The sequence below is a fragment of the Streptomyces sp. NPDC051563 genome (genome assembly GCF_044454225.1).
Lineage (GTDB): Bacteria > Actinomycetota > Actinomycetes > Streptomycetales > Streptomycetaceae > Streptomyces.
Map to the genome: position 1 here is coordinate 25,110 of NZ_JBITDL010000042.1, position 15,646 is coordinate 40,755.

Here is a 15,646-nt window from a genome sequence, read left to right on the forward strand (position 1 = left end):
CGCGCCCGGGCGCGTCCCGGTGGCGTCGGACTCCCGCACCAAAGTTCGAGACGGATGGACTGCGATGATCATCGCCGAAGAGGTGGAGTTCGACCCCCGGGAGATGTTCGAGCTCTACGACTCGGTCGACTGGCAGGGCTACACCAGCGACCCCGAAAAACTGCACCGGGGCCTAGCGAACTCACACCTGGTCATCACCGCCAGAGACGAGTCCGGCGCCCTCCTCGGACTGGCCCGCACGATCTCCGACGACGAGGCCGTCTGCTACGTACAGGACCTGCTGGTGAACCCCAAGTACCACCGGCAGGGAATCGGCCGGGCGCTGATCGAGCGCCTCAAGGCGCGCTACGCCCACTGCCGCTTCTTCCTGCTGTCCACCGACCACGAGTCGACCCCCGAAGGCCCCCGCAACCACGCCTTCTACCGCTCCCTCGGCTTCCTCTCCTACGAGGAGAAGCAGATGTCCGCCTTCGGCCTGCCGAGAGCCCGCTGATCCACGTCCCTGATGAGGGTCTCTTTATGCCAAGACGGGCATAGTCGCGTTCGCGCATAGACGGCCTGACCCGTCGCTTCGTACGGTCTTGGGCATCAGGCCCAGCGGGGGTCTGGCATCGAGGGAGCTCTCCATGGCACGTGAGGAACTCACCCGTCTCACAGGCAACGGAAATGGCGAGTGCGGCCAGGGCGACTGCCCGAACGTCTACCAGACCGCCTCCGGCTCGTTCATCGTCCAGGGTGACCTATCCGAAGCGTTCACCCCGCCGACCGGCGAGGGTCTGGTGGAGATCCCCGAGGCAGTGCTCAGGGAGGCCTTCCGTGCTCTTGGATGGTGAGGAATGGGCGTCCAAGTTCAAGACGTTCCAGACGGAGGCGTGGCGGCTGGAGACACTTCCGCAGTACCTCGTACCGCAGGAAGCGGAAGAGTTCGAAGCCTTCAAGGCGGGGGCGCGGTTCCCCGGTCCGTACGAGGACGCGTGGACGGACATGGTCCGCAGCCGGGACGTCGGGCGGGTGCACGTGGTCGCCCAGCCGTTGAGTGACTACCTACGGTTCGAGTTCGAGCGGTACTACCGGCACCAGGCCCCCGCAGGAGAAGACATCCGCATCCTGGACGTGACCCACCGGGCGAACCCGCTCCCGGACGTCGGGGACTTCTGGATGTTCGACCGCTCCACCGTGGTGCTCATGCACTACGAACCGGATGGCAAGCAGATCGGCCGCGAGCTGTACGAGGGGGACCCTGCCCCCTTCGTCGAATACCAGCGCGTGGCCGTAGAGGCCTCCGTGCCGTTCATGGAGTACATCCGTACGTGAGCGTCGGACCCGAGGAACTCGGACGGTCGGGGGAGGAACTGGCGTCCCTGCTGAAGGCCGTGCGCAAACGGTCCGGGCTCTCCGGTGCCCGGGCCGCCGCCCGCTGCAACATGTCTCAGTCGAAGGTCAGCCGGATCGAGAACGGCAAGGTCCGTCCCTCCGTCGTGGATGTGGAGCAACTCCTGCGGGCCTGCGATGCGGCCCCGGCTCTGGTGGCCCAGGTCATGTCCCTGGCCCGTCTCGCGCATACGGAGTGGCAGGGAGCGCGGGGCATGCGCCGCAAGGGGCTGGACAAGAAGCAACTCGAACTCGCCGGCCTCGAGGCGTCGTCGGCAGAGTTCAGGTTCTTCCTGCTGTCGATGATCACGGGCTTGCTCTCGACCCCCGAGTACATCCGAGCCAGCCTCGCCCACATTCCCGGCGACCATTCCAAGACCATCGCCAGGAAGCTGGAACGGCAGCAGGTCCTGTACGACCGCTCGAAGCGGTTCACGTTCGTACTCACCGAGCAGGCCGTCCGGTGGCCCCTCGTAGGCCCCGACGCACTCGCGGTGCAGGTCGATCACCTGACGTCGCTCACGCATCTGCCCAACGTGCGGTTGGGCGTCATCCCCCTGTCCGTGCCGACCGGTCCCGCGCCGTTGAACACCTTCACGGTCTACGACGACCGCATCGCCACAGTCGAGTTGTCCACGGGAGTCATGGTCTTCCGAGACCCCCGGGACGTGGCGAGCCATCGTGAGGAGTTCACTAACTTGGAGGACCGGGCCCTCTTCGGTGCCGACGCTCGGGTGTTCCTCGGGGCGTGCGCAGCCGCCCTCAGGTGATCTTTAGTCCATGACGCGCATGGATGTGGGTCTCAGCCGTCCGCCGGTGAAGCCTGGATCGAGACGTCCGGCTACGGCTATAGGGGTGCAGGGTGGAATCCAACAGGCTTTGGCAACAGGTCAGGCAGCGGGACCCGTTTCCCGCCGATCCACCAAGGGCCGTACCGGGGTGCCCTGTATGCCTGAGGCTGGCGGTACAGCGGGAGAATGCGGGCAGTGCTCTCGACTACAGCGGGGTGACGGACGCGAACATTCGTATCCGCGCCCACCGGGCGGAGGACCACTGATGCCCAGGGCCGTCTACGGGTTCGTAGAGCTCACCATCCGGCATGTGCCTGCCGGCGGGTCCGTATGGGAAGCGTTCTGCACGGCTCACGGCTGTGCGGCCGATTCGGGTCCTCACGATGAGCAAGGTGCGGCCCAGGACTGGGCGTTGCAGCATTCGGGGCGGACGGGGCATCGGCTCTTCCGGCGGGTGTTCACAGACCATGCCGAGGTCAGCCCGTGAAGGGCTCCGGGCCGAAGCGGCCCCAGGCGACGAAGGCGGCCAGGAGGGTGTAGGCCAGGTCCACCGCCATGTACGCGGGCTCGTGGCGGCGGTAGCGGGTGAGGGTGGCGCCGAGCATGAGGAGGACCAGGCCGGTCGCGGCCAGGGGGACCAGGATCGGGGCGGTGTTCAGGACGGCCGGGAGGATCAGGGCTGTCGAGGCCAGCATCTCCACGGCGCCGATGGACTTCACCGCGACGGGGCCGAAGTCCTCGACCCACTGCGCGCCGGCGCCGCTGGCCGCGATCTTTTCCTTCGGGGTGAACGCCTTGAAGGCGCCGCCGAGCAGGTAGGCGACGGCGAGCAGGCCGGTCACGATCCACAGCGCGAGGTTCATGGGAGCGGTCGGTCCTTGTGGGGAGGGGAGGGGGGAGAGGGGATGCGCCGGGCTCCGGCCGCGGGGCCGGAGCCGTGTGGCGTGTGGCGCGGGGGTCAGTGCTGGAGGGTGCCGGGCTGGTAGTCGCCCGCCGGGGTCTGGACCATGACGTTGCCGCGGTTGAAGGCGTTGATGAGTGCGATCTGGGTCACCAGGGCGGCGAGCTGCTCGTCGTCGAAGTGCTTGGCGGCGTTCGCCCAGACCTCGTCGCTGACCCCGCCGGCCGCGTCCGCGATGCGGGTGGCCTCCTCGGTCAGGAGGAGGGCCGCGCGCTCGGCTTCGGTGTACACGGTGGCCTCGCGCCAGGCCGCGACCAGGTGGAGGCGTACCGCGGTCTCGCCCGCCGCCGCCGCGTCCTTGGTGTGCATGTCGATGCATCCGGCGCAGCCGTTGATCTGGCTGGCGCGGAGCATGACCAGTTCGCGGGTCGAGGCCGGCAGGGTCGACTCCCCGAGCGCCTTGCTCGCGGCGATGATGTGCTTCCACGCCTTGACGGCGACCGGGTCGGCGAAGAGATTCAGGCGAGCGGTCATGGCGGATTCCTTTGCCGTTGTGGGGTGTTCCCCGAGTTTTCCGTCGTGCTCCCTCTAAGACACGGGACCCCTGCGGGCTGTGACAGATCGCGAATGTGACCCGGGTCACGGAGCCCGGTCATGATCAACAAGGTGGGTGCGTCCCCCGATAACCTGCCGGACGGCGCGCAACGCATCGGGGAGGGTTTCGTGCAGGAATCGACGGACGCGGCGGACGCCGTGGCGTACCGGCCGCTGCTGTTCTCCATCGCCTACGGGATGACCGGGTCGGTGGGTGACGCGGAGGACATCGTCCAGGACGCGTTCCTCGGGCTCACCAAGGCCCTTCGGGCCGGAACCGAGATCGCCGCCCCGAAGGCGTACCTGACCACCTCGGTGACCCGGCTCGGGATCAACCATCTGAGCTCGGCGCGGGTGCGCCGGGAGACGTACGTGGGGGAGTGGCTGCCCGAGCCCGTCGTCGTGTCCGGCGAACGGCCGGGCCCGGCCGAGCACGCAGAGCTGGCCGACTCCCTGTCGATGGCGTTCCTCGTCCTGCTGGAAGCCCTGTCTCCGGTGGAGCGCGCGGTGTTCATGCTCCGCGAGGTGTTCGGGTACGAGTACCCGCAAGTGGCCCGCGCCACCGGCAAGTCGGAGGCGAACTGCCGCCAGATCTTCGCCCGTGCCAGGAAGCGCATCGCCGCCGGCGGTCCGCCGCCCCCGGACCGGCGGGCGGAGGGGCAGGAGCTGGCCCGTACGTTCTTCGAGGCCGCGGCCGGCGGCGAGATGGACGCCCTGCTCGACATGCTCGCGCCCGACGTCGTCTTCCACGGCGACGGCGGCGGCAAGGCGCGGGCCGTCGCGCGGTCGGTGGCCGAGCCGCGGCGCGTCGGACAGCTGCTCATCGGCGGACTCCGCCGGCTCCGCTCGCTCGGCGCCTCGCTGCGCCCGGCCCTGGTCAACGGCCGGCCGGGCGTCCTGATCGTCGACGCCGAGGGGCGGGTGGCCAGCGTGGTCGAGCTCGACATCGCCGACGGTGTGGTCCGGGCGGTCCACACCGTGTCCAACCCCGACAAGCTCGGCCACCTCGGCCCCGTCTCCGACATCGGCCGCCTGCCGGAGAGGGCGGAGCAGGAGAGGGCGGAGTAGGGGAGAGTGGACCGGGCGCTCAGGCCGCCCGGCGGGCCAGGACCAGGCGCCACCTCGGTGTTCCGTCCGGGCGGCGGCCGAAGTGGTCCAGGGGGAGCGTCTCCACCGTGAAGCCGGCCGCGCGCAGGTCCGTACGGACGCCGCCCAGCGGGAAGGTGCGGTAGTACATGACGAACGGCGGGCGCCAGACGGCATTGCGCACGCGCATCGCCGCATCGAAGCCGGACAGGGCCCACCAGGCCGGGCGGCTCGGCGGGATCGGAGCGCCGATCGGGAAGGCGAACACCCCGCCGGGGCGCAGCGCCGCGTGGACCCCGGAGAAGACCGCGGGGCGCTCGGCCGGGAGGAAGTGACCGAAGGCGCCGAAGCTGACGGCCAGGTCGTACGAGTCCCCGAGCGCGGCGGGCAGGGAGCGCGCGTCGGCCCGCAGGAGGTCCACCCGCTCCTCGGGGTGGGCGAGCCCGGCCTCGGCGAGCATGCCCGAGCTCAGGTCCACCCCGGTCACCCGCCCCCGGCACAGCCGCCGCAGCATGCCGAGGCCCGCGCCCGTACCGCAGCACACGTCGAGTCCGGTGCCGAAGCCGCCCTCGTGGCGGGCGAGCGTCTCCTCGACCGCGTCGAGCATGCGGTCGGGGGTCCGGAAGGGGGTCTGGTCGAACTTCGGGGCCAGCAGGTCGTAGCCCCGCTCGATGGAGGACATGGCCTGGACGGCCAGTTCGCGGAGGGTCGGGCCCTGGGAGGTGAACACACGGTCAGCCTAGTCAGCGCGGATGCGGGCGACCGGCATTTCGGGCCCTTCGGCCCCGGGCAAAACGGGCATCCCGTGCCGTAGGGTGAACCGATACGTTTTACCAACCCTTGGGGATTTCGTGGTCAAAGCCATACGAAGTGTGGTCCAAGGCGTGGACCGGGGTCCCACGAACGGCAGTGCCCTGGAGAAGACGCTGCGGATCACGGAGGCGCTGACCGCGTTCGGCGGCCCGCACCGGCTCGCCGAGCTGTCGGCCGCCGCCGGGGTCCCCAAGTCCAGCACGTACCGGATCCTGGTCTCCCTCGTCGAGCAGGGCTACGCCGTCACCGACGGCGAGGGCAGCTACGGGGTCGGCCTGCGGCTGCGCGCCCTGGCCGCCGAGATCTCCGCCGAACGGCCCGAGGGCATCGTCGAACTGCTCGAATTCCTCCAGAAATGCACCGGCCAGGGCGTCCACCTGGCCCTGCGCAGCGGCTACGCGCTCACCTGCATCCGCACGATCGAGGGCTCCCGCTCCCACCGGACCACCACCCGCGTCGGCATGCGCATCCCCCTGCACGCCACCGCGATCGGCAAGGCCGTCCTCGCGCACCTGCCGCCCGAGGAGACCGAGGGCATCCTGCGCGCCACCGGGATGGCCCCCCTGACCCCGCGGACCCTCACCGACCGGGAGGCATTCGCGGCCGCCCTGCGGACGGTCCGGGAGCGCGGCTACGCCGTCGACGACGAGGAGCACGAGCCCTCGGTCCGCTGCCTGGGCGCGCCGGTCTTCGACCGGGAAGGCGTTCCGGTGGGCGGGATCAGCCTGACCGCCTCCACCCTCCTGAGCACGCGGGCGGAACTGGAGCGGTTCTCGCCGGCGCTGCTGGAAGCCGCCCGGGGCGTACAGCGGCTGCTCCAGCTCGGCGGCTGAACCGGCCGGCGGTCCGCGGTCCGCGGTCCGCCGGCCCCGGCGTCCGCCGCCCCGCCGTCCGCCGTCCGCTCGTCCGCCGCCCCGCGCGCACGCGCACGTACGGCGGCCGCGGTGGTCCCCCTCCTGGCCACCGCGGCCGCCGTTCCCCCGTGCCCCCCGTGCCCCCCCCGCCGGGTCCCCCGTACCCCCGTACCCCCGTGGGTCCCCCGTGGTGCGTGTGCCGCCGTTAAGGCAGCGTGCCGGTCGCGTGGTTGTCGAGCGTCACGATCTGCTCGTCCGCCGCCGCGGCGGCCGGCTTGGCCGGAGCTGCCGCGAGCGGTTCGCCCGTGGCGTGGTTGTCCAGCGGCTTCACTTCGATGCCGGTGGCGTGGTTGTCCATCGGCTGCAGGTCGCCGTCGTTCGGCAGGGCGTTCTCGTTCGTCGTCATCGCGCACTCCTGAAGGTGATTGGACCCGTTCGGCGATTCCCCCGCGGACCGCCGAACGGGCGGTCCAGCCGACCCGCTAGCCCCCCCGAGTTGACGAGTCGATGCACTTACTGTGACCCGGGGCGATAAACGAACGATGAACGTCTCATTCAGCGGTCGTTCGGCGGTCGGCATATGGGCAGCAGGGGGGCGGGAGGCGGGCGCCAAGCGGGCCGTACGCGGGCGCAGTACGGCCGCCACGCGCGCGGCCGGCGGCCGGCGCGTGCCAGGTCAGGCGGCGATTTCCGCCGCCAGCAGGGCCCGTACCTCGGCGAGCTCGGACGAGCCCAGCTGCGCGAAGACCACCTCCGCGTCCCGCCAGCACACCCGTGCCCGGTCCCGCTGGCCCAGCCGCCGCAGTGCCCGCCCCAGCACCATCAGGACGCACGCCCGCCGCCACTCGCCGCCCATCACGCGGAGCGCGACGGCCTGTTCGGCGTGCGCGGCCGCCAGCGTGGCCCGCCCGGCCAGCAGGTGGACCTCGGCCAGCCGGAAGTGGGTGATGCCCTCCCACAACGGCTGGCGGTTGTCGTGGAACAGTGCCAGCGCCGCCGTCAGCTGGACGAGCGCCTCCGTGGTCTGGCCCGCCTGGGTGAGGGCGATGCCCAGCGCGTAGCGGCCGTTGGCCAGGCGCAGGGTGAGTCCCATCCGGTCGTAGATGGCGATGCCCTGCTGCGCCAGGTCTATGGCGCTGCTGAGGCGGCCCAGCGCCACGTGGATGCGGGAGAGGTTGCACAGGGCGCTGGCCTCGCCCACGTAGTTGGCGTCCGCCCGGAAGTTGGCGATGGCCTCCAGCAGGTAGCGCTCGCCGTCCTGGTGGCGGCCTTCGTAGAGGGCGATGATCCCGCGGTCGTTGGGCGCCCAGCAGCTGGGCAGCGGGTCCCCGGCGGCGCGGGCCAGCACCGTGGCCTGGCGGGCCTCGTCGTCGGCCTCGGTGAAACGGCCCGCGATCAGGTGGGTGTTGGTGAGCGTGGTCCGGGCGCGGCCCTCGGCGTGCGGGTCCTTCGCGGCGTGCGCGGCCTCGCACAGGGACTGCGCGGCCGACTCGTACTGCTTGGAGTTGGCGCCCGACTCGGCGAGGTCCTTCGCGGCCCACAGCAGGTCCACGGCCCGGCGCAGTACGTCCGCCCGGCCGGTGGTGCGCACGGCGGCCTGCCGGACGCACGCGAGCAGCGGGTCGGCCTCGGCGTACAGCCAGTCCTGGGCGGCGTGCGGCTCGGTGAAGACCAGCCCGGGGTAGCGGGTCGCCGACAGGTGGGCCACGAGCCGGTCGCCCGGCCGCTCCAGGCCGTACACCTCGGCGGCGGTGGCCAGGTAGAAGTCCAGCAGCCGGTCGAGGGCGGCCTCGCGCGCGCTCGGCGGCTGCTCGTCGCGCTCGGCGCAGGCCCGCGCGTAGAGGCGTACGAGGTCGTGGAAGCGGTAGCGGCCGGGCGCGGCCGATTCGAGGAGGGAGCAGTCCACCAGGGCTTCGAGCAGGTCCTCGGTGTCGTGCTCCGGCCGGTCGAGTACGGCGGCTGCCGCCGCGAGCGAGATGTCCGGCCCGTCGGGGAGCCCCAGCAGGCGGAACGCGCGCTGCTGAGCGGGCTCCAGCTGCCCGTACCCCAGCTCGAAGGTGGCTTTGACGGCGAGGTCCCCGGCCTGGAGCTCGTCCAGGCGGCGGCGCTCGTCGGCGAGCTTCGCGGCGAGCACGGAGACGGTCCAGGTGCGGCGGGCGGCGAGCCGGGAGGCGGCGATGCGGATGGCGAGCGGCAGGAACCCGCAGGCGCCGACCACGTCGAGGGCGGCCTGCCGCTCGGCGCCGACCCGCTCGGCCCCGACGATCCGGGTGAACAGCTGGAGCGCCTCGTCGGGGCTCATCACGTCGAGGTCGACGAGGTGCGCCCCGGCCAGGCCGGCCATCCGCACCCGGCTGGTGACCAGGGCGGCGCAGCCCGCGGTGCCCGGCAGCAGCGGGCGGACCTGGGCCGCGTCGCGGGCGTTGTCGAGGAGGACCAGGACGCGGCGGCCGTCGAGGGTGGAGCGGTAGAGCGCGGCCCGCTCGGCGGGGGAGTCGGGGATCGAGGCGTCGGGGGTCCCGAGGGCGCGCAGGAAGGAGCCGAGGACGGCTTCGGGCTCGGCGGGGCGGGCCTCGGTGCCCTGGAGGTCGACGTAGAGCTGCCCGTCGGGGAAGTGCGGGCGGGCGGCGTGCGCGACGTGCACGGCGAGGGTGGTCTTGCCGACGCCCCCGATGCCGGCGAGGGCGGAGACCGCCATCACCTGGCCCTCGGCGCCGGAGAGGATCGCGCCGAGGTCCCGGACGAAGCTGCTGCGTCCGGTGAAGTCGGAGACGGTGGCGGGCAATTGGGCGGGCCTCACGTGGACGGGCGCGGCTGCCGGCGCCGGGTCCTCGGCGACGGCGAGCTCGGAGTCGGCCCGCAGGATGCGCTGTTGGAGCTCGGAGAGTTCGGGGCGCGGGTCGACGCCGAGTTCGTCGGCGAGGAGCCGGCGGGTGTCGGCGTAGACGGCGAGGGCCTCGGCCTGGCGTCCGCTGCGGTACAGGGCGAGCATCAGCAGCTCGCGCAGCCGCTCCCGCAGCGGGTGGGCCGCGGTGAGGGCGGTGAGCTCGGAGACGGCCTCGGCGTGGTGGCCGAGCTCCAGATCCAGGTCCAGGCGGGTCTCCAGCAACTGGAGGCGCCACTCGCCGAGTCGGGTGCGTTCGGTGTCGGCGTGCGGTCCGGGGACCCCGGCCAGCGGTTCGCCGTCCCAGACGTCCAGGGCGCGGGCCAGCAGCGTACGGGCGAGCTCGCGGTCGCCCTTGCCGTTGTGGGCGGGGGTGTGGCCGGGGGCGGGCGCCTGGGGGGCGAGGGCCTTCGTGTCCGTCTGCGCGTGTGCGTGCGTGTGTACGTGCGCGTGGCCGTGCCCGTCCCCGGATGTGTGGGTATGGGTATGGGTGTCCGTGTGCGCCTGCGTGTGGCCGTGGAGGTGGGCGTGGCCGTGGGAGTGGTCGTGCGTGTGCGTGTGGGGCTTCGCCTGCGCCTTGCCGGCGCGTGCGGCCTCGGCGTCGGCCGCCAGGGCCCGGGCGATGCCGAGGTCGAGGGCCTCGGGGTGGGGCAGGCGGATCGCGTAGCCGCCGGACTCGCTGACGAGGAGCCCGGGTTCGAGGATCTTGCGCAGGCGGGAGGCGTACGTACGGATGGTCGCGAGGGCCTGCTGCGGCGGGTCCTCGCCCCAGATGGCGTCGATGAGCTCGGGCGCCGTGGCGGTGCGGCCCTCGCGGAGCAGGAGCACGGCGAGCAGCGCCCGCTGCTGCGGGGTCCCGGAGCTCAGTGCCTCGCCGCCGCGCCAGGCCCGGATGGGCCCGAGCACGGCGAAACGGTTGCCTCCGGCGGTGGAGGGGGGCGGGGTCCCGGTGCCGGTCCGGGCGACGGCTCCGGTGACGGCTTCGGCGGCTCTGGCTTCCGCGGCGGGCGCTGCTTCGACTCCGACTCCGGGTCCGGCGGCTGCGGCAATGGCGGTGTCACCGGACTCGGGGTGGTTCCGCTGGTGCGGGATGGCCGGTGTGCCGTCCATCTGGTCTCCCCCTGCCTTCCATAGGTGTAAGGGTCAGTCTGCCCTGTGTTGCGCGTACACGTCAGTCCGTAACGGACCCAGTCCGTACGGATCCGGTGGCCGGTCCGCGGGGACCGGGGGGCCGTTGCGCACGGATCCGACGGCCGCTGCGTACGGGTCCGGCGGCCGTCCGGGGCGGATCCACGGGTCGTTCCGTTCGCCTCCACCCTCCGTTCCGTGCTGATCCACCGTCCGTTCCGTAGGCCGTCTCCGCCCTCCGCTCCGTGCCGATCCGCCGCCGGCCTCCGCGGAACCGGCTCCCGATCCCCGCGGATCCACATACGCGATCCCCGTACGCGATCCCCGTAGATCCACGTACGCGATCCCCGTAGATCCGGGATCCGTCCCCGTTCAACTAGCTGACGGTTCGTCAGATTGCCGCTACCGTGAGGGTATGGAGACCTTCCCGAAGATCATCTCGGTGGACGACCACACGGTTGAGCCCCCCAACGTCTGGCGGGACCGGCTCCCGTCCAAGTACCACGACGTCGGCCCCCGCGTCGTCCGTGCGCCCTTGAAGGAAATGACCTTCCTCGGCGGCAAGTTCGCTCCCGTGATGGGGGCCAAGGGCGACGACGGCCCGATAGGCGACTGGTGGGTGTACGAGGACCTGCACCGACCCCTCACCCGGCTCGACACGGCCGTCGGCTACGACCGCGACGAGATCAAGCTCGAAGTCATCACGTACGAGCAGATGCGCCCGGGCTCCTTCTCGGTTCCCGACCGGCTCGCCGACATGGACGTCAACCACGTCCAGTCGGCCCTCTGCTTCCCGACCTTCCCGCGCTTCTGCGGCCAGACCTTCACCGAGGCCAAGGACCGCGAACTCGGCCTGCTCGGCGTGCGCGCGTACAACGACTGGATGGTGGAGGAGTGGTGCGGACCCGAGGCGCACGGCCGCCTCATCCCGCTCACCCTCGTTCCGCTCTGGGACGCGCGCCTGGCCGCCGCCGAGGTCCGCCGCAACGCCGCGCGCGGGGTCCGGGCGGTCGCCTTCTCGGAGATCCCGCCCCACCTCGGGCTCCCCTCCATCCACACCGACGAGTGGGACCCCTTCCTGGAGGCGTGCAACGAGACCGGCACGGTCATCGCCATGCACATCGGCTCCTCCTCGCGCATGCCCTCCACCTCGGCCGACGCCCCGCCGGCCGTCGGCTCCACCATCACCTTCGCCAACTGCTGCTTCTCGATGGTGGACTGGCTGATGAGCGGCAAGTTCGAGCGGTTCCCGAACCTCAAGATCATGTACGCGGAGGGCCAGATCGGCTGGATCCCGTACATCCTGGAGCGCGCGAACGTGGTCTGGGAGGAGAACCGCGGCTGGGGCGGAGTCGCCGACAAGGTGCTGCGCCCGCCGTCGGAGCTCTTCGCGGAACACGTCTTCGGCTGCTTCTTCGACGACGCCTTCGGCCTGAAGAACCTGGACTCCATCGGCGTGGCCAACGTCCTCTACGAGACGGACTACCCCCACTCCGACTCCACGTGGCCCAAGTCCCGCGAGGTGGGCGAGTCCCAGATGGGCCACCTGTCCCCGGACGTGGTGGACCGCATCGTGCGCGGCAATGCGATCGACCTGCTGGGCCTGACGCCGGAAGGCCTCTGGCCGGGCGCGTAGCGGCGGCCGGAGCGGCGGAGCGGCGGCCCCGGGGGACTCCTCCGGGGCCGCCGCCGTTCGGAGGCGCCGGCCGCACGGACCTACGGACCTACGGGCCTACGGGCCTACGGGCCTACGGGCCTACGGGCCTACGGGCCCCCGCACTTCCGGACCCCCGGGCCCCCGTACCCCCACCTCATCCGGGTGCTACTTAAGTACTAGATCCCGATCCCACTCCAAGGCGTGATGTGCCGGTGGCCTTCCCTCGCGAGACTGGAGCCATCACCAAGATCCACGCCGAAGGAGCAGCACGATGACCATCCAGATGACGCAGGCCGCGCGCACCGTCTTCCCGTCGCTCCGGGTGTGGGGTGCGCGGGCCGTCCGCCCGGCCCTGGCCCTTCCCGTGGGGCTCGCCGGCCTCGTCCTGGGCCTCACCGGCCAGGGTGGGCGGGCCGCCCGGCTCCAGGCATGGGCCTCCGGCCTCCCGGGCTGGACGGGCCCGCGCGTGGCGGCCCGTACGGCGCTCGGTCTGCCCCTGGACATAGCCGCCTTCGTCCTCGGCGCCTACTCGGTGTTCAACACCGTGCGCAATCTCGGATACCCGATCTGGTACGGCGACACCGACTACCACCAGGCCTGGGGCGGCCCGACCCTGACCGGCGTCTGGCTGGTGCACGCCTTCGGCTGGCTGGCCTGCCTCTACGTCATCGGCTGGATCCTGCGAGGCCTGGGCCGCGGCCAGCACGCGATAGCCCGCAGGGTCGTCGGCGCCGGCGCGATATCGGCCGTGTGAGTCATGGCTGCAGAAACGATATCGCTTGACGGTGATCTTGATATCGTTGACCGTGTGGGGCCGATCGGCCCTCCCCGTCGAGGAGGTTCACCATGGCTCGGACCGTGATCGACGTCGATGACGCACTGCTGGCGCAGGCCGCTGAGCTCTTCGGCACGAAGACGAAGGTGGCGACGGTGAACGCGGCCCTTCAGGACGTGGTGAACCGGCGCAAGCGTGAATCGTTCTTCGCCCGCCTGGCCGAGGGGCGGCTTCCGGACCTGACGGGTCCCGTCGGCCAGCCTGAGGCCCCTGCCGGACCGGCCGCGACTGCCGCGGCGGACGTTCAGGACAGGGCGGCATGAGGACGAGGTTCCTCATCGACGAGTCCGCACTCGCCCGCTACCCCAAGCCGGCCGTACGCAGCGTGCTCGACCCCCTGCACAATGCGGGCCTGCTCGCCTTGTGCGGCGCGATCGAGCTGGAAGTGCTGCACAGCGCCCGGGGGCGGGCCGAGGCGCAGGAGATCAGTGAGGAGCTGCGCGGGTTCGACTGGCTCGCCACGTACGACGAGGCGTGGAGCCGTGCGGTCGAGGTCCAGGCGCTGCTCATCGAGGCGGGAACCTGGAAGGCGGTGTCCGTCCCCGACCTGATCATCGCGGCGACGGCCGAACGGCACGGAGCCACCGTCCTGCACTACGACGGTGACTACGACATGATCGCGGAGGTCACCGGCCAGCCGATGCAGTGGGTCGTGCCGCGCGGAACGGCCGACTGAGGGCGACCGAGCCCGTCCAGTAGGGGGTGGCCGGTTGAGGCCCACCGCCTCCTTCCGGAACTCGTGCGGTGCTTCCGTGCCTCTTGCGGGTGTCGGTGCGGGCAAGGCATGCTTCGCCAGAGCAAATTGGGGAGGGTGTCGGTGATGGACAAGCGGGCCGTGGTCACCGCGGTGTTGTGTGCGGTGGCGGCGCTGGGCGCGTCCGCAGCCATGACGGCGGTGGTCCCGGCCGACGACGGCAAGGCCCCGGCGCAGGTGAAGTCCACGGCTCGTGCGGTGTCGCCCACTGGTGTTCCATCGCCGTCGTCATCGCCATCGCAATCTCCGGAACTGTCTCCGGCGTCCGCTGGGCAGATCCCCGGGCCCTCGGCTTCGGCCTCCGCGCAGGGCGGTCCCGCCGCCTTCGCCGGGGCGCTGTTCGAGGGGGCCGTGACCGGTGAGCACTTCTGTACGGCGACCGTCGTGCACAGTCCCGGGCGGAATCTGATCGTCACCGCCGGGCACTGCCTGCTCGCCGGCCGGGCCGGAGAAGACGGCGCCTCCTTCGCACCCGCATACGCGGACGGCCGGGCTCCGTACGGCACCTGGAAGATCGCGGAGGTCTTCGAGGACCCGCGCTGGTCGGACGGGACGAACGACGACTACGACCTGGCCTTCGCCCGGCTCGCCCCCGACGCCTCGGGCCGCAACATCGAGGACGTCACCGGCGCCGCGGTCCTGGACACCACGGGCCGCACGGACGAGCAGGTCACGGTGACGGGTTACCCCTCGGACCGCAAGGTCGCCCGCACCTGCCGGTCCCGCGCGGTGCGGCTCAGCGCCACTGAGCAGCGCTTCGACTGCGCGGACTTTCCCGGCGGGACGAGCGGCAGCTCGTGGATCGCCTCCGACGGGAAGATCATCGGCGTCTTGACCGGCGGGGACACGGACGACGTCTCGACGAGCACGATCCTGTCCGGCTATGCGGCGGAGCTCTACGCGAAGGCGACGGGTGGCGCGCCCGGTGGTGGTCGGTGAGCCAGTACTACGACGTCGGGGACGAGACCGTCTGGAACCCTTCGAACGGGGCCGCCCGGCTCTTCCACCGCCAAGTGGCCGTCTTCGAGGAGGAGCTGGGCCTCCCGTCGGGCATCGGCCCCTTGATCAACGACGAATGCCGGCTCGACCCGGCCGCCCTCGGCGCCTTCGCCGAAGCCCTCGTCGCCCGCCACGGAGCCACCGGTCACGCCGTGATCCGCGCCCTGTCCGAGGGCTTCGTGGCCACCGTGCTGGTGCTGGCGGAGCGGGCGGGTGCGCAGGTGCGCTGGCCGCGGCCGGCCGATTCGCTGGAGGGGGCGAGGGACGTCCAGGTCCCGCTCCCGGACTCCTACGGGTCCTCGGCGGAATCGCAGGTGCGCGCGGCTGCCCGGGAGCTCTCCCGGAGGATGCCGCGCTCAGGTCAGGCGAGCAGTCCCAGGTGGACGGGCTCGGCGGGAGACTCGTGGAGCAGCTCGGCGAGGCGCGGCGGCCAGAGCGGTTCGCCTAGGGCGGCGAGGTTCTGCGGCGACAGCCACCGCCAATGGGCCTCGGGGTACTCCGGGACCGGATCGCGGTGCGGGCCGGTGGTCACGTAGATGTGCTCGTGCTGGCGTACCGGGATGCCCTGGTGGGTGAAGTCGTGTTCCCAGGTGCAGAGCAGCCGCTCCGGCTCCAGGTCGGTCCAGCCGGTCTCCTCCCGCAACTCCCTGCGCACGCACTCCTCGGGCGTCTCCCCGGGGTCGATGCCGCCGCCGGGCGGCAGCCAGTGGATGCCGACTTCCACGTTGTTCTCGCGGAAGAGGAACACGGAACCAGCGGGGTTGAGGACGACGATTCTGGCTGCCTGCCGGGGAGTTCGAGGTGAAGTGTGCATCAGACCAGCGTACGACGGGGGGTGCGGGGGCGGGAGAGGTCGGATCGATCAGGGGTGGCGGGACGGATCTGTTTTCGAGAGCCATTCGGGCCGCCCCGCAGCCCGAGCCCCCCCACCATCGGCTCAGCCAGCACGGCCAGTTCCGCCAGCCCCGCCCCCCCCCCG

General features: G+C 71.7%; 17 protein-coding genes and 1 pseudogene. 12 read left to right on the plus strand and 6 right to left on the minus strand.

The window, feature by feature from the left end; genetic code table 11:
* Window positions 1-64 precede the first annotated feature (64 nt).
* The 4 genes from ACIA8F_RS35190 (at window position 65) to ACIA8F_RS35205 (ending at window position 2,141) form a co-directional block, all read left to right on the plus strand.
* Window positions 65-493, plus strand: a complete 429-nt coding sequence (locus tag ACIA8F_RS35190; RefSeq protein WP_399385037.1) for a GNAT family N-acetyltransferase — start codon at window positions 65-67, stop codon at window positions 491-493.
* Between the two features lie 133 nt (window positions 494-626).
* The gene (locus ACIA8F_RS35195; protein WP_399385039.1) at window positions 627-833 is read left to right on the plus strand and encodes a hypothetical protein; all 207 of its coding nucleotides are present in this window, start codon (window positions 627-629) and stop codon (window positions 831-833) included.
* The gene (locus ACIA8F_RS35200; RefSeq protein ID WP_399385041.1) at window positions 817-1,314 is read left to right on the plus strand and encodes a DUF6879 family protein; all 498 of its coding nucleotides are present in this window, start codon (window positions 817-819) and stop codon (window positions 1,312-1,314) included. The genes ACIA8F_RS35195 and ACIA8F_RS35200 overlap by 17 nt, the downstream gene beginning before the upstream one ends.
* On the plus strand, window positions 1,311-2,141 hold the full coding sequence (locus tag ACIA8F_RS35205) for a helix-turn-helix domain-containing protein (RefSeq protein ID WP_399385043.1): 831 nt from the start codon (window positions 1,311-1,313) through the stop codon (window positions 2,139-2,141). Before ACIA8F_RS35200 ends, ACIA8F_RS35205 begins: the two co-directional genes overlap by 4 nt.
* A gap of 497 nt (window positions 2,142-2,638) precedes the next feature.
* Here ACIA8F_RS35205 and ACIA8F_RS35210 read toward each other — a convergent pair whose 3' ends face one another.
* Complete coding sequence (locus ACIA8F_RS35210) at window positions 2,639-3,025, minus strand: DoxX family protein (protein WP_399385045.1); 387 nt, start codon at window positions 3,023-3,025, stop codon at window positions 2,639-2,641.
* Between the two features lie 95 nt (window positions 3,026-3,120).
* Window positions 3,121-3,597, minus strand: coding sequence for a carboxymuconolactone decarboxylase family protein (locus ACIA8F_RS35215; protein WP_399385046.1), 477 nt, complete (start codon window positions 3,595-3,597; stop codon window positions 3,121-3,123).
* A gap of 120 nt (window positions 3,598-3,717) precedes the next feature.
* Here ACIA8F_RS35215 and ACIA8F_RS35220 point away from each other — a divergent pair, with 120 nt between their 5' ends.
* The gene (locus ACIA8F_RS35220) at window positions 3,718-4,725 is read left to right on the plus strand and encodes an RNA polymerase sigma-70 factor (protein ID WP_399385048.1); all 1,008 of its coding nucleotides are present in this window, start codon (window positions 3,718-3,720) and stop codon (window positions 4,723-4,725) included.
* 19 nt (window positions 4,726-4,744) lie between these two features.
* Here ACIA8F_RS35220 and ACIA8F_RS35225 read toward each other — a convergent pair whose 3' ends face one another.
* Window positions 4,745-5,473, minus strand: a complete 729-nt coding sequence (locus ACIA8F_RS35225) for a class I SAM-dependent methyltransferase (protein ID WP_399385049.1) — start codon at window positions 5,471-5,473, stop codon at window positions 4,745-4,747.
* 154 nt (window positions 5,474-5,627) lie between these two features.
* Here ACIA8F_RS35225 and ACIA8F_RS35230 point away from each other — a divergent pair, with 154 nt between their 5' ends.
* Complete coding sequence (locus tag ACIA8F_RS35230) at window positions 5,628-6,389, plus strand: IclR family transcriptional regulator (RefSeq protein WP_399385051.1); 762 nt, start codon at window positions 5,628-5,630, stop codon at window positions 6,387-6,389.
* A 226-nt stretch (window positions 6,390-6,615) separates the two neighbouring features.
* Here the strand turns inward: ACIA8F_RS35230 and ACIA8F_RS35235 are convergent, their stop codons facing one another.
* Window positions 6,616-6,816 (minus strand): hypothetical protein, encoded by a 201-nt coding sequence (locus ACIA8F_RS35235; RefSeq protein WP_399385054.1) that lies wholly within the window; start codon window positions 6,814-6,816, stop codon window positions 6,616-6,618.
* A gap of 270 nt (window positions 6,817-7,086) precedes the next feature.
* On the minus strand, window positions 7,087-10,404 hold the full coding sequence (locus ACIA8F_RS35240; protein WP_399385055.1) for a BTAD domain-containing putative transcriptional regulator: 3,318 nt from the start codon (window positions 10,402-10,404) through the stop codon (window positions 7,087-7,089).
* A 433-nt stretch (window positions 10,405-10,837) separates the two neighbouring features.
* Here ACIA8F_RS35240 and ACIA8F_RS35245 point away from each other — a divergent pair, with 433 nt between their 5' ends.
* From ACIA8F_RS35245 to ACIA8F_RS35270, 6 genes and pseudogenes are all read left to right on the plus strand, one after another.
* Window positions 10,838-12,058, plus strand: coding sequence for an amidohydrolase family protein (locus ACIA8F_RS35245; protein WP_399385058.1), 1,221 nt, complete (start codon window positions 10,838-10,840; stop codon window positions 12,056-12,058).
* Between the two features lie 292 nt (window positions 12,059-12,350).
* Window positions 12,351-12,833 (plus strand): hypothetical protein, encoded by a 483-nt coding sequence (locus ACIA8F_RS35250; protein WP_399385060.1) that lies wholly within the window; start codon window positions 12,351-12,353, stop codon window positions 12,831-12,833.
* Window positions 12,834-12,925: 92 nt separating this feature from the next.
* Window positions 12,926-13,177 (plus strand): type II toxin-antitoxin system VapB family antitoxin, encoded by a 252-nt coding sequence (locus ACIA8F_RS35255; protein ID WP_399385062.1) that lies wholly within the window; start codon window positions 12,926-12,928, stop codon window positions 13,175-13,177.
* Window positions 13,174-13,590 carry a PIN domain nuclease gene (locus ACIA8F_RS35260; protein WP_399385064.1) on the plus strand — a complete coding sequence of 139 codons (417 nt, stop codon included), beginning with the start codon at window positions 13,174-13,176 and terminating at the stop codon, window positions 13,588-13,590. The genes ACIA8F_RS35255 and ACIA8F_RS35260 overlap by 4 nt, the downstream gene beginning before the upstream one ends.
* A 144-nt stretch (window positions 13,591-13,734) precedes the next feature.
* Window positions 13,735-14,607, plus strand: a complete 873-nt coding sequence (locus ACIA8F_RS35265) for a trypsin-like serine peptidase (RefSeq protein ID WP_399385066.1) — start codon at window positions 13,735-13,737, stop codon at window positions 14,605-14,607.
* A pseudogene (locus ACIA8F_RS35270) lies at window positions 14,604-14,963 on the plus strand (DUF6086 family protein); the annotation flags it as partial. The gene ACIA8F_RS35265 and the pseudogene ACIA8F_RS35270, both read left to right, overlap by 4 nt.
* Before the next feature lie 65 nt (window positions 14,964-15,028).
* Here the strand turns inward: ACIA8F_RS35270 and ACIA8F_RS35275 are convergent.
* Complete coding sequence (locus tag ACIA8F_RS35275; RefSeq protein ID WP_399385068.1) at window positions 15,029-15,481, minus strand: NUDIX hydrolase; 453 nt, start codon at window positions 15,479-15,481, stop codon at window positions 15,029-15,031.
* Window positions 15,482-15,646: the final 165 nt, after the last annotated feature.

Excerpts from the sequence above, each read along its gene's own strand:
- ACIA8F_RS35190 (WP_399385037.1), top strand. The coding sequence starts at position 65 with ATGATCATCGCCGAAGAGGTGGAGTTCGACCCCCGGGAGATGTTCGAG.
- ACIA8F_RS35195 (WP_399385039.1), top strand. The coding sequence starts at position 627 with ATGGCACGTGAGGAACTCACCCGTCTCACAGGCAACGGAAATGGCGAG.
- ACIA8F_RS35210 (WP_399385045.1), bottom strand. The coding sequence starts at position 3,025 with ATGAACCTCGCGCTGTGGATCGTGACCGGCCTGCTCGCCGTCGCCTAC.
- ACIA8F_RS35215 (WP_399385046.1), bottom strand. The coding sequence starts at position 3,597 with ATGACCGCTCGCCTGAATCTCTTCGCCGACCCGGTCGCCGTCAAGGCG.
- ACIA8F_RS35220 (WP_399385048.1), top strand. The coding sequence starts at position 3,718 with ATGATCAACAAGGTGGGTGCGTCCCCCGATAACCTGCCGGACGGCGCG.
- ACIA8F_RS35235 (WP_399385054.1), bottom strand. The coding sequence starts at position 6,816 with ATGACGACGAACGAGAACGCCCTGCCGAACGACGGCGACCTGCAGCCG.
- ACIA8F_RS35240 (WP_399385055.1), bottom strand. The coding sequence starts at position 10,404 with ATGGACGGCACACCGGCCATCCCGCACCAGCGGAACCACCCCGAGTCC.
- ACIA8F_RS35245 (WP_399385058.1), top strand. The coding sequence starts at position 10,838 with ATGGAGACCTTCCCGAAGATCATCTCGGTGGACGACCACACGGTTGAG.
- ACIA8F_RS35250 (WP_399385060.1), top strand. The coding sequence starts at position 12,351 with ATGACCATCCAGATGACGCAGGCCGCGCGCACCGTCTTCCCGTCGCTC.
- ACIA8F_RS35255 (WP_399385062.1), top strand. The coding sequence starts at position 12,926 with ATGGCTCGGACCGTGATCGACGTCGATGACGCACTGCTGGCGCAGGCC.
- ACIA8F_RS35260 (WP_399385064.1), top strand. The coding sequence starts at position 13,174 with ATGAGGACGAGGTTCCTCATCGACGAGTCCGCACTCGCCCGCTACCCC.
- ACIA8F_RS35265 (WP_399385066.1), top strand. The coding sequence starts at position 13,735 with ATGGACAAGCGGGCCGTGGTCACCGCGGTGTTGTGTGCGGTGGCGGCG.
- ACIA8F_RS35275 (WP_399385068.1), bottom strand. The coding sequence starts at position 15,481 with ATGCACACTTCACCTCGAACTCCCCGGCAGGCAGCCAGAATCGTCGTC.